This is a genomic window from Streptomyces achromogenes, assembly GCF_030816715.1.
In the GTDB taxonomy this organism is placed as follows: Bacteria; Actinomycetota; Actinomycetes; order Streptomycetales; family Streptomycetaceae; genus Streptomyces; species Streptomyces achromogenes_A.
In genome coordinates this window covers 814,216-841,132 of record NZ_JAUSYH010000001.1, presented here as the reverse complement: position 1 = coordinate 841,132, position 26,917 = coordinate 814,216, and the positions used below count along the sequence as shown (strand labels likewise).

Below are 26,917 nucleotides of genomic sequence, written 5' to 3'. Positions count from 1 at the left end.
CGCCCGAGCGGCACGGGCGGGGCGTGGCCGGCGCGGGTCGGTCGAGGCGGGACGGGCCGTGGCCGGTGCAGGTCAGTCGCGGGTGAACCGGTGGCGTGCGCCTCTCAGCACCAGCGCCACCGCCGCGCCGCCCAGGACGGCCGCGCCGGCGATCTTCGCCGCAGCCGGCCATCCCAGACGCCCTGACAGGTCCGCCGAGGCGGCCGCGGCCCGCGTCTCCGTTCCTGTCCGCGTCCTGGAGGGGGTGGATGTCCGGGCCGCCGGCGTGGAGCCGGGCGTCGCCGTGGAACCCGGCGTCGCCGCGGGGGCCTGAGGGGGAGTCTGCGCGGACGCCGGGGTGGATGCCGGGGTGGGCGCCGCCTGCGGTCCCGCTGCGGGAGGCGGCGCGGTGCGCAGTGCGTCGAGCGAGCCCACCGGGTCGACCCGGCCGGCCGCCTCGAACCCCCAGTCGAGCAGCTCCCGCGCCTCCTCGTAGACCGCGTGTCCGCCGCCGGCCTGAGGGTTCATCACCGTCACCACGAGGGTGTGCCCGTCCCGGCGGGCGGCTGCCACCAGGGTGTTGCCGGCCTTGCTGGTGTAGCCGTTCTTGATCCCGATGAGCCCGGCGTACGGTTCGACGCCGTCGTGCCCGGTCAGCAGCCGGTTGGTGTTGGCGATGCCGTACGACCATCCGTCGCCGCCCGGGAACGTCGCCTCCGCCGTGCCGCAGTAGCGCGCGAAGTCGGCGTTGCGCAGCCCGGCCCGGCCGAAGACCGCGAGGTCGTACGCGGAGGACACCTGGCCGGGCGTGTCGTAGCCGTCGGGGGAGCGCACGTGGGTGTCCAGCGCGCCGAGGGAGCGGGCCTTCTCCTGCATGCGGGCGGTCGTGGCGCTCCAGCCGCCGTTGAGGGCCGCCAGTACGTGCACGGCGTCGTTGCCGGAGTTGAGGAACACCCCGCGCCACAGGTCGGCGATCGAGTACGTCTGCCCCTCGGCGACCCCGACCAGGCTGCTGCCCGGCCCGATGCCCGAGAGTTCCTCCTCGGTGACCCGATGCCGCAGGCCGGCGGGCAGCACCGGCAGCACCGTGAGGGCGAACAGGGTCTTGAGCGTGCTGGCCGGGGGCAGCTTGCGGTGGGCGTTCGACGCGGCGAGGACCTCGCCGGTGTCGGCGTCGGAGACCAGCCAGGACAGCGCCGAGACGTCCGGCACGTCGGGTACGCCGTCGTGCGGCCTCACCTGGACGCCCGAGCGGTACAGCACCGAGCTCCGCAACGCCTGCGCGCGTGCGGCGTGGGGCCCGGCGCCGCCGGCACGGGCGCCGGCCGCCGCGGGGGCCGGGCCGGGGCGGCCGGGGGGGCCCGGGTCGGCCGCGGCCGGGGCGAGGGCTGCGACGGGACCGAGGGCCAGGGCGCCTGCCGCACAGAACACGCCGGCCGAGAGAGCGACCCGGGAGGAGAATCCGATCGTCATACGAACAACCTAGGAACGGTGGCGCTCTCCCTCGTGCCGCCCGTGCCGAAGGCGGCCCGGTGAGCACCCCAATGGGGTACCGCCCCTCAGCCGGTCGGCAGGGTCGGCTGGATCAGCCGCAGGAAGGCGGCGTTGTCGGGGGTCTGGCGCAGCCGTTCCAGGAGCGTCTCCAGGTTCGTCTGGCCGTGCGCGGTCTGCAGCGCCCGGCGCAGACCGCGCACGGCGGTCGACTCGGCCGGGGAGAGCAGCAGTTCCTCGCGACGGGTGCCGGAGCCGTTGACGTCGACCGCGGGGAAGACCCGCCGGGAGGCCGGTTCGCGGTCCAGGCGGAGCTCCATGTTGCCCGTGCTCTTCAGCTCCTCGAAGTAGAAGTCGTCGGCGCGGGAGCCCGTTTCGACCAGGGCGGTCGCGAGGATGGTGAGCGACCCGCCCTCCTCCGCCGAGCGGGCCGCGCCGAAGAACCGCTTCGGGCCGATCAGCGCGGTCGCGTCGACGCCGCCGCTGAGGGTGCGGCCCCCGGCGGCGGCCGCGTTGTTGTGGGCCCGGCACAGCCGGGTCAGCGAGTCGAGGAGGATCACGACGTCCTCGCCGGCCTCGACGAGCCGTTTGGCCCGCTCGACGACCAGGTCGGCGAGGGCGATGTGCTGCCGGGGCGCCCGGTCGAAGGTCGAGGCGTACACCTCGCCGCGCACGGAGCGCCGCATGTCGGTGACCTCCTCGGGCCGCTCGTCGAGCAGCAGGACCATCAGCCGGGCCTCGGGGTGGTTGCCGGCGACGGCGGCGGCGAACTGCTGGAGCAGCACGGTCTTGCCGGTCTTGGGCGGGGCGACGATCAGCCCGCGCTGGCCCTTGCCGACGGGCGCGAGGAGATCGGTGACCCGCCCGGCGAGGCCGGCCGCGGGGTGTTCCAGGCGCAGCCGCCGGTGCGGGTGGAGCGGGGTGAGGTCGCGGAAGTGGCGGCGGCCGCGCAGCTCACCGGGGGTGCGCCCGTCGACGCGGGCCACCTCGGTCAGGGTGCGCTGGGCGCCGCGCACCCCTTCGACGAGGTCACCGGTGCGCAGGCCGTGACGGCGGATCAGCGCCGCGGACACCTGGACGTCGTCCGGGGTGGGCAGGCAGTCGAGCGGGCGAAGGCGCCCCTTGCCGCCCGCGTCGACGTCGAGGACGCCGACGGCGATCCGGACCGGGGGCTGCTGGTGGACGGAGGGCTGTTCGAGAGTGGGGGCGGTCATGGTGGCGTGTCCTTTCACGGACGGAGGCACGGGACGTGCGAGAGGGGGGAGCAGCCGCGGGAGAAGGGCGCGGGACGCGCCTCGGGCGGCGGGAACGACACCTGTCACGACGGAGCTGTTCCCCGTCGACGAGGTGGTGCGGAAAGGCCGCCGCACCGGCCGGGAACGGCGGGTGGTCCGGCGGGCGGAGAAGGAATCGGCACCGGCGCCTCGAAAGGGGCGTACACAAGTGCCATTCGCACTGTAGCACGCCGTTCGGCGCGTATGGATTCTTCCGTGGTTTGCCGCAGATGTCCTCAGAGGGTAACGATCCGTGACGGCACCGGACTTGACTGCTATGTGTGCATTATCTTCACGTCATGTCCACGCCGCCTCAGCCTCCGCAGCAGCCGGAGCCGCCGTCCGGGGCGCCGGCCCAGCCGAGCGCGTATCCCTATCCGAATCCGCAGTCACCCGCCCCCGGCGGGCCGTTGGGGTTCCCCCCGGCGGCGCCCGCCGCCCCCTCGGCCCAGAGCGTCTACGCCCAGCCGACCCTGGTCGGGCCCCTGGTGCAGCCGCCGCAGCCGCAGCCGGGCAACCCGTATGCCCAGCCGGGCCCCTATCCGGCCGTCGGAGCGCCGCCGCCGCCGACCGGCGGCCGTGCAGGGCGGGCGGTCCTGTGGGCCGCCGTCGGCGCGGTGGTGGCGTCGGCCGCGTGGGCGGCGGGCGTCTTCCTGATCCCCGCCGGGTCCGACGTCGACCTGCGCGGCTACTCGGCGCCTGCCAACCTGTGCAACTCCACCGACTACGCGTCCTTCCAGTCGGAGTACGCGGCGAACGACAGCACCCCGACCCACAACAGCCTCGGGGACGACGCCCTCGACGAGGTGCTGTGCAACCTCAGCCTGAAGAAGACGGGCTCGAGCTACGCGGACGCGTATCTGTACGTCCAGCTGGACCTGCACAAGAAGACCGACCCGGGCCCGGAGTTCACCGCCACCTGGAAGAACTACTCGGAGAGCCACTCGGGTTACGACGTGGACACGGTGACGGGCATCGGCGACGAGGCCTATCTCGTCAGTGACGACACCACGTCCTCCTCGTCGAGCGGTTCGCTCTACGCCACGCTAGCCGTGCGCGACGGCTGGGTGACCTACACGATGAGCTACAGCGCCTACTACTCCTCGTACAGCACCGACAAGGACCCGCCGACGCTCGACGAGGTGTCGGGCTGGCTGAAGACCGACTCGCGGGCCACGCTCGCCGAGCTCAAGGACTGACGCCCCTCAGGAGGTGGAGGCCGTCCGCGCCTCCACCTCCTTCGCGATGTCGTCGAACCGCGCGCCCATGGCCGCCGCCAGGGCCTGTGCGCCGGACAACGGGCGGACCATGACCGTCAGTTCGTCGATGAGGCCGTGGTCGTCGACGTGGATGAAGTCGCAGCCGCTGAGCCGGCGTTCCCCCACCCGCGCCGTGAAGACCAGGGCGTGGTCGCGCCCTTCGCCGCCCTCCAGCTCCTGTTCGTACCGGAAGTCCTCGAAGACCTGCGACACCGCGCGCAGGATCGCCGCCGTGATCGCCTTGCCCGGGTAGGGCTTGAAGACGACCGGGCTGGTGAAGACCACGTCGTCGGACAGCAGTGCCTCGACGGCCTCGAGATCGCCGGCCTCGACCGCCTCGCGGAATGCGCGCATCGGATCTCCTCGTTCGCATCGATAGTAAATTTGTTGATTAGGTGCGACTGAGAATAATCACCTGCTGCTACCGTGTCCACATGTCCCTCAAGTACGCCGTCCTGGCCGCTCTTCTGGAGGGCGAGGCCTCGGGTTACGAGCTGTCGAAGATCTTCGACGTCTCCCTCGCGAACTTCTGGCCGGCGACCCCGCAGCAGCTCTACCGCGAACTGGAGCGCCTCGCCCAGGACGGCCTGATCGAGGCACGGGTGGTACGGCAGGAGCGCCGGCCCGACAAGCGCCTGTTCACCCTCACCGGGGCGGGCCGCGAGGATCTGAGCGCCTTCGCCGCCGTCCCGCCCCGCCGGCCCACCGCCCTGCGCGACGAGCTCATGGTCAAGATCCAGGCGATGGACGGCGCGGACCCCGCGGCGACGCGCGAGCTGATCGAGGAGCGCATGAGCTGGTCGCGCGGCAAAGTCGAACGCTACGAGCGGATCCGCGACCGCCTCCTCGACGGGCGTACCGAGGACGAGTACCTCGGCGAGGCCGAGCGGATCGGGCCCTATCTGACCCTGCTCGGCGGCATCGCCTTCGAGGAGACGAACCTCCGCTGGTGCGAGCGAGCCCTGGAGCTCCTCGAACGGCGCACGGCCGCAGGCTGACGCCGATGTTCAGCCCCGAAGGCCCCACGCTGCGCGAACTCGCCGTCCAGGCTCTGTCGTCCGTCGAGCACGGCTACGACCTCCTCGCTCCGAAGTTCGACCACACGCCGTTCCGCACCCCGGACTCCGTCCTCGACGCGGTCGCCGCGGCGCTGAAGGACACCGGACCCTACGAGGACGGCCTCGACCTGTGCTGCGGCACGGGCGCCGGGGTGGACGTCCTGGCGACGGTGTGCCGGTCCAGCGTGACCGGCGTCGATTTCAGCGCCGGCATGCTCGACGAGGCGCGGCGGCGGCCCACGGCGGCCGGCCCGCGGGTGTCCTGGGTGCGCGCGGACGCCCGTGCCCTGCCGTTCACGGCCCGCTTCGACCTCGTCGTCAGCTTCGGCGCGTTCGGGCACTTCCTGCCCCGGGAGCTGCCGGGCCTGTTCGCCCAGGTGCACACCGCGCTGCGGCCGGGTGGCCGCTTCGCGTTCCCGGTCGTCGCCCCGCCCGCGCCGTCCTCCCCGCTGTACTGGGTGCTCCTCGGCTTCGACGCCGCGATGCGGTTGCGCAACGCCCTGTGGCGGCCGCCGTTCGTGATGTACTACCGGGCCTTCCGGCTCGGCGAGGTGCGGCGCGAACTGGCGCGGGCCGGATTCCACGTGGAGCTGCGCGCCCTGCCCGGGTTCGGGGCCCGGAGCGACGGCAGCCCACGGGTCCGCCTGGTCGAGGCGCGACGGGCCGCCCCGGGCGGCGACGAGCCGGACGGGGTCACCCGGCCGCCGGCAGCGTGAACGTGTAGACCAGCGCCTCCCGCCGGGTGTCCACCACCAGGTCGGTGATCTCCAGGGGGCGCCGGTACTGGTCGTGCACCCGCCGCGTCACCCGCATCGACGGCGCGTCGTCGAGGTGGGTGATGCAGTCCCGGTGGTGCAGGGTCAGGCCCGCCCGGCGCATCCAGTCGTAGGCGCGCCCGAGCTGCGCGGCGCCGCCCGCGCCGACGCGGTCCCGGTAGCGGGCGAGCTCCGCGACCTCCGCCACGGCCACCGCGGAGAAGGACGTGACGGCCGTGCGCAGGCCGCAGCCGTCGGCGTCGGCGGACTCGTAGCGGTGCACCAGCGTCGGCCGGTCCGGGGCGAGTCCGAGCGCCTCGGCGTGCTCGGGCGGCGGCGGCTCCCAGCTGACCGCGGTCCGCGCCGTCGCCGGGACATCGCCCGCGGACGGCGCGCCCACCGGGAAGGCGAGGAACGACGGGCCGCCGGCCGCAGACCCTCCCGGCGACGGGCCGCCCGGCGGGGCGACGCGGCTGCCCCGCCGGTCGGTCTCGATCAGACCGTCGCGGCGCAGCACCTCCAGCGCCTGCCGCACGGTCTCTCTGCTGACGCCGAAGCGCCCGGCCAGCCGGCGCTCGCTCGGCAGCCGTTCGCCGGGCGCGACGGTCTCGCGCAGCTCACCGAACAGCTCCGCCGCGACCCGCCGGTACAGGGGCCGGTCGTCGGCGGACGGGGTGGCGGACGGGGGGACGAGGGTGGTGCTGCGGGCCATGCCGCGCGCCTCCTGTGAGTGACGTGCCGTAGTCGGACGGAATCGGTGCGCCACCAGATCTAGCATTGGTCTAAACCAGTAGGGAAGAGCGGGCCGCGTGATCGGCCGAAACCGAACCGCCCGTTTCCGTCGCGCGTCCGCCCACCCGCCTTCGCCGCACCCCCGCGCCGCCGTCCCGACCCGCCGGCATCCGGCCTTCGTGCCGGCGACGCCACCCGCGGGGCGAGCCCCCGGGCGACCGCGCGGCATGCCGCCCTCCCGGCACTCGTGCCGCGTGCCGCCCTCCGGGCGGCCATGTCACAGCCGTGCGGGGGCGCCGTTCACAACGCGCCGTAGAGGGCGTCCACCAGCGCCATTTTCCGCGGGTCGTCGGCGATGTGCGGGCCCATGCGGTTCATGACGTATCCGAGCGACACGCCGGCCTCGGGGTCCGCGAGCCCGCAGGAGCCGCCGAAGCCGTCGTGTCCGAAAGCACGCGGGTTGGGTCCGTAGGAGCCGTTCGGGCCGCTGAGCCAGAGCCCGAGCCCGATCTCCGTCTCGTGCGCGAATCCGGCCCCCAGCACCAGGTCCCGGCAGCTGCCCTGGCCCTCGCGCACCCGCTCGGCGGCCTCGGGGGACAGGACGCGCCGGCCGCCGTACGTGCCGCGGCCGGCGAGGATCCCGTAGAGCGCGGCGACCGCCCGGGCGGTGCCGTGGCCGTTGGCGGCCGGGATCTCCGCGGCCCGCCACGCGGCCGAGTTGGCCTCGGCGGCGCCCGCCGGTGGGTTGGTCAGCGCGGCGATGGCCGCGGGGGTCAACTGGCTGAAGACGGCCGCCTGTTCACTGGACGTGGCGGCGGGCGGATGCACCAGTTCGGCGGCCCGTGCGGACTCCTTCTCGGGCAGCCCGATGGTGAAGTCGACGCCCAGCGGGCCGGTCACCTCCCGCTCCAGGAAGGCCCCCGGCAGCAGCCCCGACACCCGCCGTACGACCTCCCCGACGAGGAATCCGTAGGTGAGCGCGTGATAGCCGGACCGGGTGCCCGGCTCCCACCAGGGCTCCATGGCCGCGAGGCGCCCGGCGGTCAGCTCCCAGTCGTAGAGCTGGTCGAGCGCGTGCGGTTCGCGCAGCCCCGCGAGACCCGCGCGGTGGGACAGCAGATGCCGTACCAGGACCCGCTCCTTGCCCGCCGCGGCGAACTCCGGCCAGTAGGCGGCCACCGGCGCGTCGAAGTCGAGCAGGCCCCGGTCGGCGAGGATGTGCGCGCACAGTGCCGTCGGTCCCTTCGAGGTGGACCAGACGTTGACCAGGGTGTCCCGCTCCCAGGGCCGGGTGCGGGCGGCGTCGGCCCAGCCGCTCCACAGGTCGGCCACCGTCACCCCGTCGACCGTGACGCTCACCGCGGCGCCCAGTTCGCCGCGCTCCCGGAAGTTCTCCTCGAAGGCGATGCGCAGCGCGGCGAACCGCGGATCGCAGTGGCCGTGAACCTGTGACACGTGCTCGGACATGGGTCCTCCGTGGTCCGCCGGAACCCCGGACCGCGACTGTGTGGCCCGGACCCACCGAACGTACCGACTGGTCGGACTGGAGGGAAGCGGTCGGAGCGACCCCCCGGGGTATCGGCGCCCGCCGCCGGTCGGGCCCGGATCCGCGCCGGCGGGCCCGGGCCCGGGCCGCTCAGGCGTACGCGCGCAGCCAGCGCAGCTTGGCCGCCTGCTGGTAGGGGCCGCCGCCCTCGTGGTCGTTGAAGTCGTACACCTCGATCGCCTTGTCGTCGTGCGCCCACGCGTTGAAGGCGGCGAACACCGTCGACGGCGGGCAGGTCTGGTCCTCGAGCGCCGCCGAGAACAGCGCGGGCGCCGCGCCGCGGGCGGCGAAGTGCACGCCGTCGAAGTACGACAGGGTGCGCAGCACGTCCTGTGTGCGGCCGCGGTGCGTCTTGAGGAACAGGCCTATCTCACGGTAGGGGTGACGGTCCGTCAGCGTCGCGGCGCGCGGGAAGTCGCACAGGAACGGCACGTCCGGCGCGATGCCCACGAGGTCCGGCACCAGACCGCCCACGGCTATCGTGATGCCGCCGCCCTGGCTCGATCCGATCGCCACGGTCCGCGAGGCGTCGGTGAGCGGGTGCGAGCGGGCCGCCTCGATCGCGCGCACCGCGTCCGTGTACACCCGGCGGTAGTAGTAGTTCTCCGGGTCGTCGATGCCCCGGGTCATGAATCCGGGGTACGAGGGCGCGCCGCCCACCGGGTCCGCGGTGCCGCCCCCGCCGCCCCACGCGCTGCCCTGGCCGCGGGTGTCCATGATGAAGTGCGCGCGTCCCGTCGACGCCCACAGCAGGTGCTCGTGCGGCAGACCGCGCCCGCCGCCGTAGCCGACGAACTCCACCACCAGCGGCAGCGGTTGCGCCGTCCCGGCGGGCAGCGTCAGCCAGCCCTTGACCGGGTGACCGCCGAACCCGGCGAACGTGACGTCGTACACCTGCACCGTGGCAAGGCCCGTGTCGACCGGCTCGAAGCGGGCGTCCAGGTCGTGCTCGCGGGCTTCCTGGAGGGTCTTGGACCAGAACGCGTCGAAATCCTCCGGCTCGGCCGAGGCGCTGCGGTACGTGCGGAGCTCTTCGAGCGACAGGTCGAACAGGGGCATGAAGGACCGCCTTTTGTTAAGTGCCCGTACGAATGATCACACCGTACGGTGACGGCGGGAAGGCCCGCCAGCCCCCACCCGTGCGCGTCAGGCGGGCCGGCGCCGGCTCCACTGCGGTTCGGTGCGCGCCCATTCCCGCTCCCATTCGCCCAGCCGGCGCCGCATGGCCAGCCGACGGACCACGGCGTGCCCGAGCAGGACCGTGACGGCCGCGCCGCCAGCCACGCACAGGCCCATGGTGAGGGTCTGCTGCCACACCATCGTGCTGTTCGGCGGCGGGGCGACGCTGTGGCCGTGCGCGTCGAACCACACGTCCACCGTCTGTCCTTGGCGGGTGCCCGCCGGCACCCGGGCGGCGGCCGTGCGGGCCGGCTCGCCCGGCGGCGTCCAGCGCACGGTCGCCCGGACCGTCTGCTGCCGGCCGCCCTCCACCGACGGCATCGTCTGCGGCATGCCGCCGACCACCTGGGCCCGCACCCGGTGACGGTCGGCCTGCTGCCGGGACGCGACCGTTTGCGCGTCGTCATGGGCCCACTGGCCGGCCACCGCTCCGGCCAGGGGCGCGGCGACGAGCAGCAGCACGGCGACGACGAGCGTCGCCCACGCCTCCACGACGTCCGAACGGCGCCGCAACGGATTGCGCCGCCAGCGCCAGCCACGCACCCGGGTTCGCATGTCGACCTCCTCGCCGTCACGCGGACGAGTGCCCCCATGGGGGTCTTGCCCCGTTTGGAGTACATGCTTTCACGCATCGTTCACGACGGCTCGCCGACGACTCGTCCCCGCCCGCGCCCGGACGCGGCGGCGTTCGCTCTCGCGCCGGATCCGCCCGTCCGGGACGGCTCAAGGGGCGGTCCACGCGTTGTACCGCTCTAGGTATTCCGCGAACCGCTCCAGGTCCTCCCGCGGCCACCCGGCGAGCCGTCGGCGGAAGGCCGTGCGGCGGCTCTCGGTGACCTGGGCGAGGATGCGGCGGCCGGCGTCGGTGAGGTGGAGGACCAGGACGCGGTGGTCCTCGGGGTCCTCACGCCGTTCGATCAGACCGGTCCGCTCCAGTGCGGCGACCTGGCGGCTGACCGTGGACTTGTCCAGCGCGTGGTGCGCGGCGAGGTCGGTCGCCCGGCAGCCGCCGCTCTCCTCGAGATGACCGAGCAGCGTGTACGACACCAGCGACAGCTCGGGGTGCAGCCGGCCCGCCGCGGCCCGCGCCCGCCGCGCGAAGACCGTCATCTCGTGCTGGATGGTCTCCACGGCCTCGGCTTCCTGCATGGCCACTCCCCGCGCTCCCGCATCCGTCTGGTTGCACAGTACAACTCGGGGTGCGCTCGGTGCTCCGGGGAGCGGCTCCTCGTTGGGGTAGGGTGGCCGTCCGGCTGCGGAGGTCCCCAGTCGCGCGAGGGCGAGGGGGTGAGACCCATTACCGCAGTGTCAGGTCGGGTGCTCTCCTCCCGTGACGGCGTCAGCCGCCGTTCGTAGGCGGTCGAGGGAGCGCCCTTCGGATCCCGAAAGGCTCCCTGGCTCCATGCCTCCCATGTCTTCGCCCTTCCCGCCCGACGCGGCTTCCGCGCCGCCCTCCTCCTCCCCTCCCGCCCTCTCCCGTGACGCCCTCGTCGCCGTTCTGCGCGCCGGCGGATGCGTCTTCGCCGAGCAGGAGGCGGAGCTGATCCTTGCCGCCGCCCGGACGCCGGACGAGGCCGCCGCCATGGCACGGCGGCGTGCCGCGGGCCTGCCCCTGGAACACGTCGTCGGCTGGGCCGAGTTCCACGGTCTGCGCGTCCGCGTCGAGCCGGGCGTCTTCGTGCCCCGCCGTCGCACCGAGTTCCTCGTCGACCAGGCGCTCGCCGCGGCGCCGCACGCGTCCGTCGTCGTCGACCTGTGCTGCGGCTCCGGCGCGGTCGGCGCCGCGCTCGCCGCTTCACTCGGGCAGGTCGAGCTGCACGCCGCCGACATCGATCCGGCGGCGGTGCGCTGCGCCCGGGGCAACATCGCCGGCCACGGCGGACACGTGCACACGGGCGACCTGTTCGCGGCGCTGCCGGACCGGCTGCGCGGCCGGGTCGACATCCTGGCCGCCAACGTGCCGTACGTCCCCACCGGTGAGGTCCCGCTGCTGCCGGCCGAGGCCCGCGAGCACGAACCGCTCGCCGCCCTCGACGGCGGCGGCGACGGACTGGACGTGCTGCGCCGGGTCGCCGCCCAGGCGCGATGCTGGCTGGCCCCCGGCGGCTGCCTGCTGGTGGAGACCAGTGAGCGTCAGGCGCCGGCCGCGGTCGAGGCGTTCGCGCGCGGCGGTCTGACGGTGCGGGTGGCGCGGGACGAGGAACTGTACGCCCACGTCGTCGTCGGGACCCGGGTCAGCTAGCCGCTCTGCCGTCCGTGGGGCCCGGGGAGCGGTCGTCGCGCCCGCGGCCCCAGGGGCCGTGCCCGGGGAAGCCGCCGTGCCGGTCGTCCCGGCCATGTTCGCCGGCGGAGCCGGACAGCACGCGGTCGGCCGTGCAGGCGTCGCCGGAGCGGGACCCGACGACGGACACCGTGTCGCCCTTCCCGGCCGCGGCGGCTCCGGAGGACCCGTGGGCGGACGCGGTGGCGTCGGCACCGAGCTTCCAGGTCCACGTGGCGCCGTCCTCGCTCCGGACGGTGATCCGGCCGTCGTCCGCCTTCTGCACCGTGCCCCGCTGCCGGACGCGCACCACCCAGTCGCCGGTGTCGGGGTCCTTCACGGTCGCCTCGCCGTGGGCCGCGTCGCCGCCGAAGCCGAACCACGGGCCGTGGTGGCCGTGCCGCTCGCCGGGCCCCTGTGAGGAGGACCCGGACGGCGACGCGGAGGGCGGGCCGCCGGAGCCGTCCGAGGCGGCCGCGTAGGCGACGGTGCCGCCGAGCGCCAGGACCGCGACGGTCGTCGCCGCGATCACCGCCCGCGCGCGGGGCGAGCGGCGCCGCCACGGCGGGCGCAGGCCAGAGTGGTTCCGTTCCTCCGCGTCGGCCGGCCCCGAGAGCACCTCGGTCTCGTCAGGGGTCTCTTCCGGCTTGTCGGCCTGCTGCATCACGGCTCACGCTCCTCGGCCACGACGGCGGCGTCACGGACACGCCTCCCTGTGATCGTCCGGGGGGAGGGGTGAGGAGCCGGTGACGAAAAGCTGTGAACCGGGCACGGCCGCGGCCGGGGCGCGGCCGGTCCCGCCCCTCGCGGCCACCGCCGACCGCTACCGCCGGGGCAGCGCCCGCGCGACCAGCAGAGCCACGTCGTCGTGGTTGTCGGGGTGGTGCAACGCGCCGAGCAGCAGGTCGCAGACCTCCTCCAGCGGGCGCGCGGGGTCGTCGAGCAGCGCCAGCAGCGCCTCCAGACGCTCGTCCAGGGAGTGGGTGCGGGTCTCCACGAGGCCGTCGGTGTACAACACGAGCTGGTCGCCGGGGGCGAAGTCGACGTCGGTGGTGGAGAACGCCACGCCGCCCACCCCCAGCGGCGCGCCGGTCGGCAGGTCGAGCAGCTCCGGTGGGCGTCCGGGGCGCACCCGGGCCGGCGGCAGATGCCCGGCGTTGGCGATCCGGCACCTGCCCAGCCGGGGGTCGTGCACCACGTACACGCAGGTGGCGATGGAGTGGTCGAGGCCCTGGGTGATCCGGTCCAGGTGTTCCAGGAGCACCGCCGGGTCGAGGGCGAGCGAGGCCAGCGTCGTCGTCGCGGTGCGCAGCCGGCCCATCGCGGCGGCGGCGTCGATGCCGCTGCCCATCACGTCGCCGACGACCAGCGCGGTCTTGCCGTCCGGCAGTGGGATGACGTCGAACCAGTCGCCGCCGACCTCGGTGGTGGCGTCCGCGGGCTGGTAGCGGGAGGCGACCTCGAGGCCGCCGGTGACGGTCGGATGGCTCGGCAGCAGGCTGCGCTGGAGGGTGAGCGCGGTGGTGCGGGCGTTCTGGTACCAGCGGGCGTTGTCGATCTGGACGGCCGCGCGGGCGGCGAGCTCGCGGGCGAGCAGCAGGTCGTCGCGGCTGAAGGGCAGCGGGTTGCGGGTGCGTTTGAGGTCGAGGGCGCCCAGCACCTCGCCCCGCGCGATGAGCGGCACGGCGAGGTAGGAGTGCACGCCGGCCCGGGCCAGCAGGCCCACGGCGTCCGGGGAGCGGGCGATGCGCCCGAGGTCGTCGTCCTTGACGTGCGCCACCATGACCGGCCGGCCGGAGCGCACGCACTCGGTGATGAGGCGGTCGGGCGCGTAACCGGCCACCTGTCCGGGCTGGTCGGCCGCCAGCAGCGCGTCCGGCTCGTCGACGGCCCGTACCGCCAGGGCGCGGATCACCGCCGACTCGGCGGGCCCGAGGCTGGTGCGCCGGCCCGCCACCACGGCGTCGAGCAGATCCACGGCGGCCACGTCCGCCAGCTCCGGCACGGCCACGTCGGCCAGCTCGCGCGCCGTGCGCTCCAGATCCAGGGTGGTGCCGATGCGGGTGGAGGCGTCGGCGATCAGGGCCAGCCGCCGGCGTGCCGCCTCGGCCTCCACGGCGGCCCGGTGCCGGTCGGTGACGTCCCTGACCGAGACGGCCACGCCCAGCACCGTGCCGCGGGCGTCCTCCAGCCGGTACAGCGAGAGCGACCAGGCGTGCTCCTGGTCCGGGTCCGCGGGGGTGCGGCCCGTCGTGGACCGGTCGACGAGCGGCTCCCCCGTCTCCAGCACCTGGCGCGCCGCGGCCTCCAGGGCGTCCGCGTCCAGCCGGGGCAGTACCTCGCGGACGGTGCGGCCGATGTGCTCCTCGGCCGGCAGCCCGTTGATGCGCTCCAGGGCCGGGTTGACGGAGACGTACCGCAGGTCGGTGTCCAGGACGGCGAGACCGTTGGGGGACTGCGCGACCATGCGGGTGGCCATGGCGACGTTCCGCTCCAGCCGCCGCACCGTCGTCTGGTCGGCGGCGAGGCCCAGGGCGTAGACCCGGCCCCGGTCGTCCATCAGCCGCATGTTGCGGAACTCCACGAGACGGGTGGTGCCGTCCTTGCGCCGGATGGGGAACGCTCCCGCCCAGCTCTGGCCGGTGGCCATCACGTCCGCGAACAGTTTCACGACCAGGTCGACGTGCCGTTCGTGGACCATCACGCGGGCCGCGAAGCGGCCGAGCGCCTCCTGCGCCGAGTAGCCGAACAGCTCCTCCGCCTGGGGGCTCCAGAGCGCGATGCGGCCCTCGGTGTCGAGGACCACCGAGGCCACGTTGAGGATGTCCAGCAGTCCGCTGGGCCCGCTCGGGCCGCCGTCGCCTGCGGACGATCCGGCTTCGCTCATGCCACGCACCGCCTCCGCACGTCGATGCGGCACGCCGTCCCCCGTGCCGACTCCCCCTGTTCTACCGTGCCCAACCTCTTTCTCCCACGCCTTCGGCGGTCCTTCTCCATGCTCCTCCAGTACGGCTTCGCGCGCTGTTCTCCTCAGGGCCCGGACCTGGCCATGACTTTGGTCTGTACATGCCCATCAGGGCCGGGCCAGACTGTCCGCCGAGCGCGCCCACCCCCCTCGACGAGGAGACCCATGCCCCTGCGCCCTGCCCGCCGCCGCACCCCCCTGGCCGGCGCCGCCCGCACCGCCCGCGCCGCCGCTCTCGCGCTGGCCGTAGCGGCGGTCGCCGCCCTCTCGGCGGCCCCGCCCGCCGCGGCCGCCGACACCTGGACCGAGGTCGGCTCCGACCGCGCCGATCCGCTGACCGAGAGCCAGGGGCTGGCCTCCGTCGAGGTGCCGGCGAACAGCGCCAACCGCTACACCGGCATCGGCACCATCCCCATCGGCCTGTCCGTGCGGGGCTGGAACCACGTCGGCGACCCCGACGCCTCCTACGGCGGCTACTACATCGAGCCGTACCAGAGCGATTCGTCCGGCTCGAAGATGTACCGCGTGCAGGCGCCGGGCGGCGCGTGGTCGGAGTACGTCCACACGCTCGGCCCGGGCGAGGCGCTGAACAACTCCTGGGTGGCGATCACCCCGGACAGTCAGTGGATGCTGTCGGGCGAGTGGGGCACCATGACCCGCTTCCTCGTCTTCCCGACCCCCGGCGCCAACGCCGCCACCTCGCCCTCCGCCAACCTGCCGCAGGCGTCCACCGTCCGTCTCGACCACGCCGTGCGGGACGTCCAGGGGTGCGACTTCACCGGCCCGACCACCCTGCTGTGCGCCTCCGACGACCCCGCGGGCACGCTGTTCGGCATCACCAAGCCCCTCCTGCAGATCGATCTGTCCGCCGCTCCCAACGGCTCCTCGGACGTCACCGGTCACGTGACAGCCCTGCGCCAACTGCCGCTGCGCAGCTCGTGCTCCGGGTCCTTCGAGGCCGAGGGGATCGACTACGACCGCAGGACCGGCACCCTGCGGGTGATCGTGGTCTCGCCGGGCTTCTGCGTGCTCACCGACAGCAAGACCTATCGCTTCACCCGCGGCTGAGCGCGGGGCCGGCGGCCTCCACCGTCGCTGGTCCCGCTCGGAAAGTAATGCTTTTCTGGGGATGTGGCGCGGTTCGCGGGGAACCCGCACAGCCGCGCCACCGCCACGAGAGGAGCGATCACGATGGATCGCGAGCGATCGCACGAGGAATCCGTCTCCGTCGAGATCAGCGGATGCACCAAGGAGGACGCCCGGATCGTGTTCGACACGCTGAACGCCTGCTTCGAGTCGGACCGCGGCAGCGGCGAGGATCCGCAGCAGCTCCACGAGAGCCGGCCGATGGTGTGGCTCGGCACCTTCGAGGTGACCGAGGCGCGCGACTGCGCCGAGCCGGCCCGGCTCTCGTCCTCGGTCGAGGCCGACGCGCAGGGCAGCTACTGGGCGATCGAACGGCTGCGTTCCACGCTGGACTCGGTGTTCGCGGTGCGCGACCTCTCCTCGGCCTCCGGGGACCAGGAGCGCGAGCTGCACGTCCTGCTCGAGAGCCGCTGAGGCGGCGGTCCGCCGCAGGCCCGCCGCGACCGCGTCGCCGGTGACCTGCGGCACATCACCCGGGCCTGATTGTGCAACTAGTTGCATAACCCGTGCGCGGTCCTCTAGAACTGAGGGACCAACCGCCGCGCACGGAGGCCTGTCATGAGCCGATACCCCCACCTGCTGAGCCCCCTCGACCTGGGCTTCACCACGCTGCCCAACCGCGTCCTGATGGGCTCGATGCACGTGGGCCTGGAGGAGGCCGAGAACGGCTTCGCGCGCATGGCCGCGTTCTACGCCGCCCGGGCCCGCGGGGGAGTCGGCCTCATCGTCACCGGCGGCATCGCCCCCAACGACGAAGGGCGGCCGGGCGAGGGCGGCGCCAAACTCACCACCGACACGGAGGCCGACCAGCACCGGCTCATCACCGACGCCGTGCACCGCGAGGGCGGCCGGATCGCGATGCAGATCCTGCACTTCGGCCGGTACGCCTACCACCGGGACCTGGTCGCGCCCAGCCCGCTCCAGGCCCCCATCAGCCCGTTCACACCCCGCGAGCTGACCGACGCCGAGATCGAGCGGACCATCGACGACTACGCCCGCACCGCCCGGCTGGCCCGGCGGGCCGGCTACGACGGCGTCGAGATCATGGGCTCCGAGGGCTACCTCATCAACGAGTTCATCGCGGCGCAGACCAACCACCGCACCGACCGCTGGGGCGGGAGCTACGAGAACCGGATGCGGTTCCCGGTCGAGATCGTCCGACGGGTGCGCGAGGCGGTCGGCGAGGACTTCATCGTCGTCTACCGGCTGTCCATGCTGGACCTGGTGCCCGGTGGATCGTCCCTCGACGAGGTCGTCACCCTCGCGAAGGCGGTCGAGGCCGCCGGCGCGACCATCATCAACACCGGCATCGGCTGGCACGAGGCCCGTATCCCCACCATCGCCACCTCGGTGCCCCGCGGCGCCTACACCTGGGTGACGAAGAAGCTGATGGGCGCGGTCTCCGTGCCCCTCGTCACCACCAACCGCATCAACACCCCCGACGTGGCAGAGCAGTTGCTCGCCGACGGTTGCGCGGACATGGTGTCGATGGCCCGCCCGATGCTCGCCGACCCCGACTTCGTCAACAAGGCCGCGGCGGGCACGCCCGAGGCGATCAACACCTGCATCGGCTGCAACCAGGCCTGCCTCGACCACACCTTCAGCGGGAAGATCACCTCCTGCCTGGTCAACCCGCGCGCCTGCCACGAGACCGAGCTGGTCCTCGCCCCGACCCGGCTGCGCAAGCGGGTCGCCGTGGTGGGCGCGGGCCCGGCCGGCCTGGCGTGCGCGGTGAGCGCCGCCGAACGCGGCCACGCCGTCACCCTCTTCGACGCCGCGAGCGAGATCGGCGGCCAGCTGAACGTGGCCCGCAGGGTCCCCGGCAAGCAGGAGTTCGACGAGACGCTGCGCTACTTCCGCCACCAGCTCGACGCCCACGGCGTCGACGTACGACTGGACACGTTCGTCGCCGCCGAGGACCTGGCCGGCTACGACGAGGTCGTCGTCGCCACCGGCGTCAGCCCCCGCACCCCCGACATCCCCGGCATCGACCACCCGAGCGTCGTCGGCTACCTCGACGTGCTGCGCGACGGCGCGCCCGTCGGCGACCGCGTCGCGATCCTCGGGGCGGGCGGCATCGGCTTCGACGTCGCCGAGTTCCTCACCGACGGCGGCGACAAGACGAGCGAGGACCCCGCGGCCTACTTCCGGCAGTGGGGTGTGGACATGGACTACCGGGGCCCCGGCGGTCTCGCCGCCCCCGAGCGCCCCGCCCCGCCGCGCACCGTCCACCTCCTCCAGCGCAAGACCAGCAAGGTCGGCGCGGGCCTCGGCAAGACCACCGGCTGGATCCACCGCACCGAGCTCAAGCACCGGGGCGTCACCATGGTCCCGGGAGTGCGCTACGACCGGATCGACGACGCGGGGCTGCACGTCACGGTCGGCGAGCAGAGCACCGTCCTGGAGGTCGACACCGTCGTGCTGTGCACCGGCCAGGATCCGCGCCGCGACCTCTACGACGCGCTGGTCGCCGCCGGCCGCAGCGTGCACCTCATCGGCGGCGCGGACGTGGCCGCCGAACTGGACGCCAAGCGCGCCGTCCAGCAGGGCACCGAGCTGGCGGCGGCGCTGTAGGCCGAGGCGGCCCGGGACGGGCCGAGGCCTGGCGGGACCGTCCCTAGGATGACCGCATGTCACTCCCGCACGCGATCCTCACCGCCCTCCTCGAGCGGCCCTCCTCCTCGGGGCTGGATCTGACCCGCCGGTTCGACAGGTCGATCGGCTACTTCTGGTCGGCGACGCACCAGCAGATCTATCGCGAGCTGGGACGGCTGGAGGCCGAGGGGCACATCCGGGCCCTGCCCGCTGAGCAGCCGGCCCGCGGGCAGAAGAAGGCCTACGAGGTCCTGCCCGCCGGCCGTGCCGAACTCGCCCGGTGGACGGCCGCCGCGCAGGACCCGAAGCCGCACCGCGACGCCCTGCTGCTGCGGCTGCGGGCAGCGGCCGTCGTCGGCACCGCCGGCCTCGACGCCGACCTGCGCCGTCATCTCCAACTGCACCGGCGGCAGTTGGCCGAGTACAGGGAGATCGAGCAGCGCGACTTCCCGGCCGGCGCCGACAGCGCGCAGGCCAGGCTGCAGCACCTGGTCCTGCGCGCCGGCATCGAGCTGGAGACCTTCTGGACCCAGTGGCTCACCGAGGCTCTGGCGGAACTGCCCGTCGTGGACGGCGAACCCGGCTGAGGTCTCCAGGGCGAACACGCCCTGGCCGAAGGCCTGGGGCTACAGCCGGTAGGGCTTGGAGCGCCGGCGCAGGAACCAGGCCACCGCGATGACGCCGGCCCCCACCAGCGCCCCGCCCACCGCCATGGTGATGGCGCCGTAGTCACGGGCCGCACCGCCGAGGCCGCCCATGACGCCGCGCGAGGGCGAGGTCGTCGGGGTGGGCGCCGGGGTGGACGGCGTCGAGACGATCACGGACTGGGTGCCCGCGGTGCTGCCGCCCGAGCACATGACCACGACGGTGTACGTGCCCGGGGAGACCGCCGACCAGGCGGCCGACTGGCTCGCGGCCGTCCCGGACAGGGCCACCTGGCGCCCCTGGGCGAAGCTCCCCTGGCTGCTGGTGAGCAGTGCCGCGGTGCCCCAGCTGCCGTTGATCTGGGTGCAGGCACTGGTCACCACCGACACGGTGGAGCCGGTGGTGCTGACCGAGATCCCCGACGCCCGGGCGGCGGCGGGCCCGGCGGCCAGGGCGAGGGGCAGCGCGGCGGCGGCCGCCACAGCCAGTCCTGAGCTGACGAACAGACGGGAAATACGCATGGGATGTCCTCCGGCGGCGGCACGGTTGGCGGTACATCCCTTGCGCCGCCGATCGGGTTCGTCCGTGCTGCCTCAGAGGCAGCCAACGCCCCCCGGAGCCGCCCCGCACGCGGATCGCCGCCGAGCAGGTGAGGGACTCCTTCGGACGGCCCAGTGACGGCAGGGCCATCGTGCGTCTCACGCCTCGGGGCCGGTCGTCACCGTCCGCTCCGCCGAGAACGCGCCCCAGCCGCCGTCCGGCAGCCGGGCCCGCACCCGCACCCGGTGCGCGACCCCGGCCTTCCCGCCCGCGTAGAAGCTGTGGGCCGCCGTGCCCCGCGGCGGGGTCCCGCCCCACACCAGCGAGGTGGCGGGCTGCCCGTCGAGCTGGATCCGGTACTCCGCGACCACGCCGTCCACGCGGGGCGGCGTCCAGGAAAGGTCGATGTAGTAGCCGCCGTCGGCGCCCCGGTGACCGGTCGCCCGGAAGTCCGCGGGCGCCGTGTCCGCCCCCGCGTCGGCCCCTTCCGCCGTGGTGATCCGCACCACCGGTCCGGCGGGCGAGAGGTTGTCTGCCGCGTCCCGGGCCCGGACCGTGAACGCGTAACTCGTGCCCGGCCGCAGCCCCGTGACGACTGTCGCCGTCTGTGCCGCGCCGACACTGTGGATCTTCGCGTCGCCCCGGTAGACCTCGTACGAGACCACCTTCCGGTCGTCGGCGGAGGCCGACCAGGACAGTCGGACGGCCCGGCTCCCGGCGGCCCGGCCGCTCACCCCGCCCGGCGCGGTCGGCGCCGAGCGGTCCGCCGCCCCGGCCGCCGCGGTGACGGCCCGCACCTCCCGGCTGGGCGGTCCGAGCCGGCCCTCCGTGTCGCGGGCCCGCACGGTGAAGACGTACGCGGTGGACGGAGCGAGCCGGACGACGTCCAGCATGTGCGCGGCGCCGGGCACCTCCCCGGCCTTCTCCGCGCCCAGGTACACCTCGTACACGCTGATCCCGGGATCCGCCGCGACCGCGTTCCACATGACGTGGACGCTCGTCGAGCTGCCGGCCGCCGCGGTGACACCGGTCGGGGCGCCGGGCGCCCGGCCGTCGTCGCCGGCCGCGCCGACGGCGCAGCCACCCGACAGGGCCGACACCAGCGCGCAGCCCGTCACCCTCAGCACAACACGTCGCACGGCGTCGCCTCCCGGCCCGGCACGGCGGCAATGGTCCGGACCAATATGGCGCGACGGTGCGAGCACATCAAGAGGGCTGCGGCGGGCGGCCCTCCGCCGCAGCCCCGAACCGCCGCCCGCGGTAGGTACGTATGCTGAGGTCCGTCCCGGCCGAACTCTCCCTCCAGCCGGACGAGTTCACGCCGACGGCGCGGACCGCTGTCGTCGCTGTCCCCGCGCCAGGCACGGTGGCTCGGGGGCCCGGAACCGCACAGCGGCGCCCCCGGCCCCCGGGCCCTGTCGCGCTGCCGGTCCGTCAGCAGCGGTCCTCGTACGGCCCTCTCGGAGTGGCCGTGAGCTCCGGCCGACACCAGATTGTTCCGAGTGCCCGTCAAAGTGCGTCCGTCCACGCCTACGAGAGGGTCCCGAACCGTGCGCGTCCCGTCGCTGACACTGGCCGTGGCAGGCCTCGCCCTGCTGGCCCCGACCACCCCGCCCGCCGCCGTGCGGCCGTCCGCGGGCGCCCCCGGGGCCCCGGCGTCACGCCAGGAGGGCTCCGTCCGCGCCGCCGACCTGCTGTCCCGGGTCCGCGACTGCGCTCCCGTCTCCCGGGGCCGCTACCGCACGGACGACGGCGCGCCCGCCACGATCCCGGTCTGCGGCACCGACGAGGCGGTCTTCTGGACGGCCGACATGGACATCGACTGCGACGGCCGGCCGGGCCCGCGCTGCAACAGCGGCACCGACCCGCTGTTCTCCGGCGCCACGGCCTTCCAGCAGTCAGACGGCCGCTATCTCAGCGCCGAGTCCCTGCCCTACATCGTGGTGCCCAGCGCGAGCGACGTGTGGGACCACCGTGACCACGGGGTGCGCGGCGGATCCGTCGCCGCCGTCGTCTACCGGGACCGCGTGGCGTACGCGGTGGTCGGCGACACCGGACCGCGCGAGATCATCGGCGAGGCCTCGTACGCCGCCGCGGAGGCGCTCGGCATCCGCCCGGACCCGCGCGGCGGCGGCGCGCCGTCCGGCGTCACGTACATCGTGTTCAAGAACTCCAGGGCGACCCCCATCGAGAGCCACGCGTCGGCCGTGGCGGTCGGGGAACGGCTCGCCCGGCAGTTCGTCCAGCCGGCGGACGCGGGCCCGGGCGGATCGCCGCTGCCCCCGGAGTGGGACGGCGCGGACGACACGACGGCCGTCCGGCCGTCGGGCGGTGAGGACGACTGGGGCCCGTCCGACGGTGTCGGGGGCCCGGACGTCACCGGCGACTCCCGGACGCCACCGGAGCGGAACGCCTCGGGACCGCGGCGGGGCCGTGAAGCCGCGACGGGCGGTACCCGCAAGGGAGAGGAGAAGGGCGAGAAATAGAGAAACAGGCGAGCAGGGCGAGCAGGGCGAGAAAGGCGAGTGAGCGGCCGAGGGCGGGCCGCTGACACAGCCCGCCCCCTTCTCGAGCCGCCCGTGTCACACCTTCCGGTACGTGTACGCGTCCGCGGCCGCCGCCTCCACCGCGTCGATGTCGCCGCCCGCGGCCGCCGTGACGACCGCGGCCACCGCGCCCTCGACGAACGGGGCGTCCACCAGGCGTGCCGCGTCCGGCAGTTCGTCGCCCTCGGCGAGCAGCGCCTTGACCGTGAGGACGGCGCTGCCCAGATCGGCGAGGACGGCGACCCCGGCGCCCCGGTCGACCGATGCCGCGGCGGCGGAGATCAGCTCGGCGCTGGTGCCCAGCCCCCCGCCCTCCGTGCCGCCCGCGGCGGCGACCGGGACGGCCGCGCCGCCGCCCGTGAGCCCTCGCGCCAGCTCGGCCACGGCCGCGGCCACCTCCGCGCTGTGCGAGACCAGCACGACGCCCACCGTCCTGTCGTCGTCGCTCATCGTCGCCTCACTCCCCGTCGGCCGTGCAGAGGGCGGCGACGAGCAGCGCCGCCGAGGTCGCACCCGGATCCTGGTGGCCGATGCTGCGCTCGCCCAGATAACTGGCCCGGCCCTTGCGCGCCTGCAGCGGCGTCGTCGCCTCGGCCCCCTGCCCGGCGGCCGCCCGGGCGGCTGCGAAGCCCTCGGCGAGGGCGTCGACGGCCGGGACCAGCGCGTCGATCATGGTCTTGTCGCCGGGTGCCGCGCCGCCGAGCTGCATCACGGCGTCGACGCCCGCGCGCAGCGCCTCGGCGAACCGCTGCTCGTCGACCTCGGCGGCGTCCCCGAGAGCCTTGCCGGTACGGCGCAGCAGGGTGCCGTACAGGGGCCCGGAGGCGCCGCCGACCGTCGAGATCAGCTGGCGTCCCGCCAGGACCAGGACGGCGCCCGGCGTCCCGGGCGCCTCCTTCCCCAGCGCCGCGGTCACGGCGGTGAAGCCGCGCCGCAGGTTGCTGCCGTGGTCGGCGTCCCCGATCGGCGAGTCGAGGGCGGTGAGCCGGTCCGCCTCACGGTCGACGGACGCGGCGGTCGCCGTCATCCAACGGCGGAAGAAGTCGGCGTCGAGCACTGGGTCTCCTTGCGTGGTCGGTGTCTGCCGGACTGCTGTCTGCGCCTCACACGCCCCAGCGCAGCCCCGGGGTCCTGACCGGCGCGTCCCACAGCCGCAGCAGCTCCTCGTCGACCTGGCACAGGGTGACCGAGGCGCCGGCCATGTCGAGGGACGTCACGTAGTTGCCGACGAGTGTGCGGGCGACCGGCACCCCGCGCTGGGTCAGCACGCGCTGCACCTCGGCGTTGAAGCCGTACAGCTCCAGCAGCGGCGTCGCGCCCATGCCGTTGACCAGCACCAGGACGGGGTTACGGGGTGTGAAGTCGTCCAGGATCGCGTGGACGGCGAACTCGGCGATCTCACCGGACGTCATCATCGCCCGCCGCTCCCGGCCCGGCTCGCCGTGGATGCCGACACCCAGCTCCAGCTCGCCGGGCGGCAGCTCGAAGGTCGGGCTGCCCTTGGCCGGCGTCGTGCAGGCGCTGAGCGCCACGCCGAAACTGCGTGAGTTCTCGTTGACCCGCCGGGCGAGTGCCTCGACCTGCTCCAGCGGCCGGCCCTCCTCGGCGGCGGCGCCCGCGATCTTCTCCACGAAGAGCGTCGCGCCGGTGCCGCGCCGCCCGGCCGTGTACAGGCTGTCGGTCACCGCCACGTCGTCGTCGATCAGCACCTTCGCGATCTGGATGCCCTCGTCCTCGGCGAGCTCGGCGGCCATGTCGAAGTTCAGCACGTCGCCGGTGTAGTTCTTCACGATGAACAGCACGCCCGCTCCGCTGTCCACGGCCGCCGCCGCGCGCAGCATCTGGTCGGGAACCGGCGAGGTGAACACCTCGCCCGGGCAGGCCGCCGAGAGCATCCCGGGTCCGACGAACCCGCCGTGCAGCGGCTCGTGCCCGGACCCACCGCCCGACACCAGCGCGACCTTCCCGGCCACCGGCGCGTCCCGCCGCACGATCACCCGGTTCTCGACGTCGACCGTCAGCTCGGGATGAGCGGCCGCCATGCCGCGCAGCGCGTCCGCGACCACGGTCTCCGCAACGTTGATCAGCATCCGCATGGATACCTCCAGGTGGGCTAGCAGGTGAGTCCCTTCTTCCATTCTGCCGGTCGGACCCGCGTAGGGCCGATGTCATGACGAACAGCGGCGGCCCGGCGGCGTTTTTCGTGCCCCGTGCCGACGTCGCCGGTTCGGGTCGACGTGCGGACGAGGGAACCGCCTGGGACGAACCGCCTGGGACGAACCGCCGGGGACGCCCGCCTGGCGCCCGCCGTCAGGAGAGCAGCCGGTCCTCCTCGGCCGGACCGCGCTGGGCGGGCGCCGCGGCCTGTCGCCCGGGTGCGGCCGGGGCCGTCGCGTCGTCGGCCGCCGGGCGCAGGCACTCGATGAGGTAGTCGCCGGTGTCGGGGTCGAGGGTCACGCCGTGCGTCTCGCTGCGGAAGCCGGGGAATCGGCGGTCGAAGGACTCCAGTGCGCCGAGATAGCGCAACAGCGGGCCGTCGGGACCGCCGGTGCTCTCGCCGGGCATGAGAACGGGGATGCCCGGCGGGGTGACGGTGACCATGGCGGCGGCCACCTTGTCGGCCGCGTCGGCCAGCCTGACGCGGTGGGTGCCGCCGCGGACCAGCCGCTGGTAGCACAGCTGCGGCGGCGCGACCGGCTCCGGCAGCTCCTGGAACGCCGTGTCCAGCAGGTCGACGAGACGGGCCGTGCGCAGGTGGTCGTGCATCTCCTGGCAGAGCTCGCGCAGGGTCAGGCCGGCGTACCGCCGGGGGTGCTCGGCGACCAGCGCGGGCAGCACCCGGTCGAGGAGGGCGTCCTGGTTGTAGAGGGCCTTGAAGTCCATCAGGGCGTCGAGGAGCGTGCCCCACTTGCCCTTCGTGATGCCCAGGGAGAACAGCACCAGCGTGGTGTAGCTGTCGGTCTTCTCCACGACGATGTTCCGTGCGGCGAGGTACGCGGTGAGCACCCGCGCCGGGATGCCCGGGTCGGCCGTCGCACCGGTCGCGTCGACGCCGGGGCAGGTCAGGGTGACCTTGATCGGGTCGAGCATGCAGTAGCCGTCCGTCAGCCCGGGGAACCCGTGCCAGTCGGCGCCGGGTTCCAGCTGCCAGCACGACGGCTCGCGGCGCAGCAGGTCGGGCGACGCCTCCTCGAACGGCAGACGGACGCCGGTGGCCGGGTCGGTGACCGTCTCGGGCTGCCACACCCCGAAGAACCACGGCGGCCGGTCGCCCGCCTCCTCGATGCGGCGCCGGACGCGGACCATCTCCTGACGGAACCGGACCGCCTCGGTCACCGCCTCGTCGACCAGCCAGCGGCCCTGCGGTCCGTCCATCATCGCGGTCGCCACGTCCAGGGAAGCGATCATCGGGTAGAGGGGGGAGGTGGTGCCGTGCATCATCAACGCCTCGTTGAACCGGTCGTGTTCGACGGGTGCCCGGGGAGCGGACCGCACGTGCACCATGGCGCTCTGCGAGAGTGCCGCCAGCAGTTTGTGCGTGGACTGCGTCGAGAAGACCGTCGGCCGGTCCGGGCCGGGGAAGGCCTCCTCGTCCACCGACATGCCGTACCGGCCCGCGTAGAGCGGATGGAACCGGGCGTAGGCGAACCACGCCTCGTCGAAGTGCAGCCGGGGCGTGCTCGCGGCGAGCGCCCGGGCCGCCGCCGAGGCGTCGTAACACAGGCCGTCGTAAGTGGAGTTGGTGAAGACGGCGTACCGGGCGTCCGGCGACAGGGCCTCGCCGGTCAGGGGGTTCGCCGCGATACGGGCCGCGACGGAGTCCGCCGCGAGTTCCGCAGGCGGCAGCGGCCCCGCCAGCCCGTAGCCGTTGCGGGTGGGGACGAGGTAGACGGGGCGTGCGCCGGAGACGACCAGGCCGTGCAGCACCGACTTGTGGCAGTTGCGGTCCACCAGCGCGATCTCGTCACGGGTGACGCTGAAGTGGCCGACCACCCGGTTGCAGGTGCTGTCCCCGTGCAGCACGAAGTAGGTGAGATGGGAGCCGAAGACGCGGGCGGCGTTGCGCTCCGCCTCGCCGATCGGACCGGTGTGCTCGAACAGCGAGCCGAGTTCGCCGACCGAGATCGACAGGTCGCTGCGCAGCAGCCGTTCCCCGAAGTAGTCGTGGAAGGCCCGCCCGGCGGGCGACTTCAGCAGAGCGACGCCGCCGGAGTGGGCCGGCGTGTGCCAGGAGTACTCGTGCGCGTCGTCGAAGCGGCGCAGCGCGCGGAAGAACGGCGGCAGGACGGCTTCCCGGTAGGCGGCCGCCGCGGTGGTGATCCGGCCCGCGATGAAGCCGGGGGTGTCCTCCAGCGGCCACACATAGCCCACGACCGACTCGGACACCCACAGCGGCAGGTCCCGTACGCCGTCGTCGCTCATGACGAGGAAGACCGGCAGGTCCCGGAACCGTCGGCCGATCGCGCGCAGCACCCCGGCGCCGCCGGGCCCGCCCTCGGCGGCGGCCGTCCGTCCCGGAAGCTCCCAGGCGACCAGCGCCGCGGTCAGCCCCGCCTCCGTCCGCAGGACCGCCTCCGCGTCGGCGGCGTCGACCGCCCAGCGGACCTCGAACCCCCGTGCCTCGATCGCGTCGCGGATGCGCACCAGCTGCTCGGCGCCGGCGCCCTCGTCGCGTGGGTGCTCCCGAACCGCCACGAGAACCTTGCTGTCCGCCATGCGGCCCTCCTTCCGGCGGCAGCGTGCCGCGCCCGCCAAGTCTCCGGGCGGTCCCGGCAGCGGGCGCGGCCGCGCGTCGGCAAACCACCCGCAGGACGGAAACACCGTTCACCACGGCTGACCGCGAGGGCCGGCCCGCCCGTACGACCGGGCCCCGCCGGCCCACGTGCCGGCTGAACGCGTCCGGCCGCCGCTCACCGCGACGGCTCCCCGGCCGCTCCCTGGAACCAG

At 74.2% G+C, this 26,917-nt stretch carries 23 protein-coding genes and 2 pseudogenes; 9 read left to right on the top strand and 16 right to left on the bottom strand.

The window, feature by feature from the left end:
* Positions 1 to 72: 72 nt before the first annotated feature.
* Positions 73 to 1,452, bottom strand: coding sequence for a D-alanyl-D-alanine carboxypeptidase family protein (locus QF032_RS03770; RefSeq protein WP_307054881.1), 1,380 nt, complete (start codon positions 1,450 to 1,452; stop codon positions 73 to 75).
* A gap of 86 nt (positions 1,453 to 1,538) precedes the next feature.
* Positions 1,539 to 2,766, bottom strand: a pseudogene (gene rho / locus QF032_RS03765) (transcription termination factor Rho); the annotation flags it as partial.
* A gap of 277 nt (positions 2,767 to 3,043) precedes the next feature.
* On the opposite strand from rho, the gene QF032_RS03760 reads away from it, so the two are divergent.
* The gene (locus tag QF032_RS03760) at positions 3,044 to 3,943 is read left to right on the top strand and encodes a hypothetical protein (protein WP_307054879.1); all 900 of its coding nucleotides are present in this window, start codon (positions 3,044 to 3,046) and stop codon (positions 3,941 to 3,943) included.
* Between the two features lie 6 nt (positions 3,944 to 3,949).
* Here the strand turns inward: QF032_RS03760 and QF032_RS03755 are convergent, their stop codons facing one another.
* Positions 3,950 to 4,357, bottom strand: a complete 408-nt coding sequence (locus QF032_RS03755) for a nuclear transport factor 2 family protein (protein WP_307054877.1) — start codon at positions 4,355 to 4,357, stop codon at positions 3,950 to 3,952.
* An 80-nt stretch (positions 4,358 to 4,437) separates the two neighbouring features.
* On the opposite strand from QF032_RS03755, the gene QF032_RS03750 reads away from it, so the two are divergent.
* Positions 4,438 to 5,001 carry a PadR family transcriptional regulator gene (locus tag QF032_RS03750; protein ID WP_307054875.1) on the top strand — a complete coding sequence of 188 codons (564 nt, stop codon included), beginning with the start codon at positions 4,438 to 4,440 and terminating at the stop codon, positions 4,999 to 5,001.
* A gap of 5 nt (positions 5,002 to 5,006) precedes the next feature.
* Positions 5,007 to 5,777: a class I SAM-dependent methyltransferase gene (locus QF032_RS03745; RefSeq protein ID WP_307039950.1), complete on the top strand. Its 771-nt coding sequence runs from the start codon at positions 5,007 to 5,009 to the stop codon at positions 5,775 to 5,777.
* Here the strand turns inward: QF032_RS03745 and QF032_RS03740 are convergent.
* The 5 genes from QF032_RS03740 to QF032_RS03720 all read right to left on the bottom strand — a co-directional run bounded on the left by QF032_RS03740 (position 5,755) and on the right by QF032_RS03720 (position 10,422).
* Positions 5,755 to 6,528, bottom strand: a complete 774-nt coding sequence (locus QF032_RS03740; protein WP_307039947.1) for a GntR family transcriptional regulator — start codon at positions 6,526 to 6,528, stop codon at positions 5,755 to 5,757. The two genes, QF032_RS03745 and QF032_RS03740, sit on opposite strands and share 23 nt — an antisense overlap.
* Positions 6,529 to 6,848: 320 nt before the next feature.
* The gene (locus QF032_RS03735) at positions 6,849 to 8,015 is read right to left on the bottom strand and encodes a serine hydrolase domain-containing protein (RefSeq protein ID WP_307039945.1); all 1,167 of its coding nucleotides are present in this window, start codon (positions 8,013 to 8,015) and stop codon (positions 6,849 to 6,851) included.
* A 169-nt stretch (positions 8,016 to 8,184) separates the two neighbouring features.
* Positions 8,185 to 9,153 (bottom strand): acetylxylan esterase, encoded by a 969-nt coding sequence (locus QF032_RS03730; RefSeq protein WP_306954926.1) that lies wholly within the window; start codon positions 9,151 to 9,153, stop codon positions 8,185 to 8,187.
* Positions 9,154 to 9,240: 87 nt separating this feature from the next.
* A complete protein-coding gene (locus tag QF032_RS03725; protein WP_306954927.1) occupies positions 9,241 to 9,828 on the bottom strand; it encodes an Rv1733c family protein in 588 nt (195 codons plus the stop codon).
* A gap of 168 nt (positions 9,829 to 9,996) precedes the next feature.
* Complete coding sequence (locus QF032_RS03720) at positions 9,997 to 10,422, bottom strand: MarR family winged helix-turn-helix transcriptional regulator (protein ID WP_307054873.1); 426 nt, start codon at positions 10,420 to 10,422, stop codon at positions 9,997 to 9,999.
* Positions 10,423 to 10,675: 253 nt separating this feature from the next.
* Here QF032_RS03720 and QF032_RS03715 point away from each other — a divergent pair, with 253 nt between their 5' ends.
* Positions 10,676 to 11,515, top strand: a complete 840-nt coding sequence (locus tag QF032_RS03715) for a putative protein N(5)-glutamine methyltransferase (protein WP_373430289.1) — start codon at positions 10,676 to 10,678, stop codon at positions 11,513 to 11,515.
* On the opposite strand, the gene QF032_RS03710 is transcribed toward QF032_RS03715, so the two are convergent.
* Entirely contained in the window at positions 11,508 to 12,197 is a 690-nt protein-coding gene (locus QF032_RS03710; protein WP_307060147.1) for a hypothetical protein, read from the bottom strand. The genes QF032_RS03715 and QF032_RS03710 overlap by 8 nt on opposite strands.
* Positions 12,198 to 12,356: 159 nt before the next feature.
* Positions 12,357 to 14,420: a SpoIIE family protein phosphatase gene (locus QF032_RS03705; protein WP_307039938.1), complete on the bottom strand. Its 2,064-nt coding sequence runs from the start codon at positions 14,418 to 14,420 to the stop codon at positions 12,357 to 12,359.
* Positions 14,421 to 14,663: 243 nt separating this feature from the next.
* On the opposite strand from QF032_RS03705, the gene QF032_RS03700 reads away from it, so the two are divergent.
* The 4 genes from QF032_RS03700 to QF032_RS03685 all read left to right on the top strand — a co-directional run bounded on the left by QF032_RS03700 (position 14,664) and on the right by QF032_RS03685 (position 18,826).
* Positions 14,664 to 15,566, top strand: coding sequence for a hypothetical protein (locus tag QF032_RS03700; protein ID WP_307039936.1), 903 nt, complete (start codon positions 14,664 to 14,666; stop codon positions 15,564 to 15,566).
* Between the two features lie 123 nt (positions 15,567 to 15,689).
* Positions 15,690 to 16,058, top strand: coding sequence for a hypothetical protein (locus QF032_RS03695; RefSeq protein WP_306954936.1), 369 nt, complete (start codon positions 15,690 to 15,692; stop codon positions 16,056 to 16,058).
* Between the two features lie 144 nt (positions 16,059 to 16,202).
* Positions 16,203 to 18,218: an NADPH-dependent 2,4-dienoyl-CoA reductase gene (locus tag QF032_RS03690; protein ID WP_307039933.1), complete on the top strand. Its 2,016-nt coding sequence runs from the start codon at positions 16,203 to 16,205 to the stop codon at positions 18,216 to 18,218.
* 56 nt (positions 18,219 to 18,274) lie between these two features.
* Positions 18,275 to 18,826 (top strand): PadR family transcriptional regulator, encoded by a 552-nt coding sequence (locus QF032_RS03685; RefSeq protein ID WP_307054871.1) that lies wholly within the window; start codon positions 18,275 to 18,277, stop codon positions 18,824 to 18,826.
* Between the two features lie 39 nt (positions 18,827 to 18,865).
* On the opposite strand, the gene QF032_RS03680 is transcribed toward QF032_RS03685, so the two are convergent.
* Both QF032_RS03680 and QF032_RS03675 read right to left on the bottom strand, forming a co-directional pair.
* A complete protein-coding gene (locus QF032_RS03680; protein WP_307039929.1) occupies positions 18,866 to 19,405 on the bottom strand; it encodes a hypothetical protein in 540 nt (179 codons plus the stop codon).
* Between the two features lie 177 nt (positions 19,406 to 19,582).
* Positions 19,583 to 20,563, bottom strand: a complete 981-nt coding sequence (locus QF032_RS03675) for a fibronectin type III domain-containing protein (protein ID WP_373430288.1) — start codon at positions 20,561 to 20,563, stop codon at positions 19,583 to 19,585.
* 411 nt (positions 20,564 to 20,974) lie between these two features.
* Between QF032_RS03675 and QF032_RS03670 the strand changes: the two are divergent.
* Positions 20,975 to 21,670, top strand: a pseudogene (locus QF032_RS03670) (glycoside hydrolase family 75 protein); the annotation flags it as partial.
* Between the two features lie 336 nt (positions 21,671 to 22,006).
* Here the strand turns inward: QF032_RS03670 and QF032_RS03665 are convergent.
* From QF032_RS03665 to QF032_RS03650, 4 genes are all read right to left on the bottom strand, one after another.
* The gene (locus QF032_RS03665; protein WP_307039927.1) at positions 22,007 to 22,420 is read right to left on the bottom strand and encodes a PTS fructose transporter subunit IIA; all 414 of its coding nucleotides are present in this window, start codon (positions 22,418 to 22,420) and stop codon (positions 22,007 to 22,009) included.
* Positions 22,421 to 22,427: 7 nt separating this feature from the next.
* Positions 22,428 to 23,027 carry a dihydroxyacetone kinase subunit DhaL gene (gene dhaL, locus QF032_RS03660; protein WP_307054869.1) on the bottom strand — a complete coding sequence of 200 codons (600 nt, stop codon included), beginning with the start codon at positions 23,025 to 23,027 and terminating at the stop codon, positions 22,428 to 22,430.
* 46 nt (positions 23,028 to 23,073) lie between these two features.
* Positions 23,074 to 24,066, bottom strand: a complete 993-nt coding sequence (gene dhaK, locus QF032_RS03655; RefSeq protein WP_307039922.1) for a dihydroxyacetone kinase subunit DhaK — start codon at positions 24,064 to 24,066, stop codon at positions 23,074 to 23,076.
* A gap of 214 nt (positions 24,067 to 24,280) precedes the next feature.
* Positions 24,281 to 26,686, bottom strand: a complete 2,406-nt coding sequence (locus tag QF032_RS03650) for an Orn/Lys/Arg decarboxylase N-terminal domain-containing protein (protein WP_307054866.1) — start codon at positions 26,684 to 26,686, stop codon at positions 24,281 to 24,283.
* Between the last annotated feature and the right edge of the window lie 231 nt (positions 26,687 to 26,917).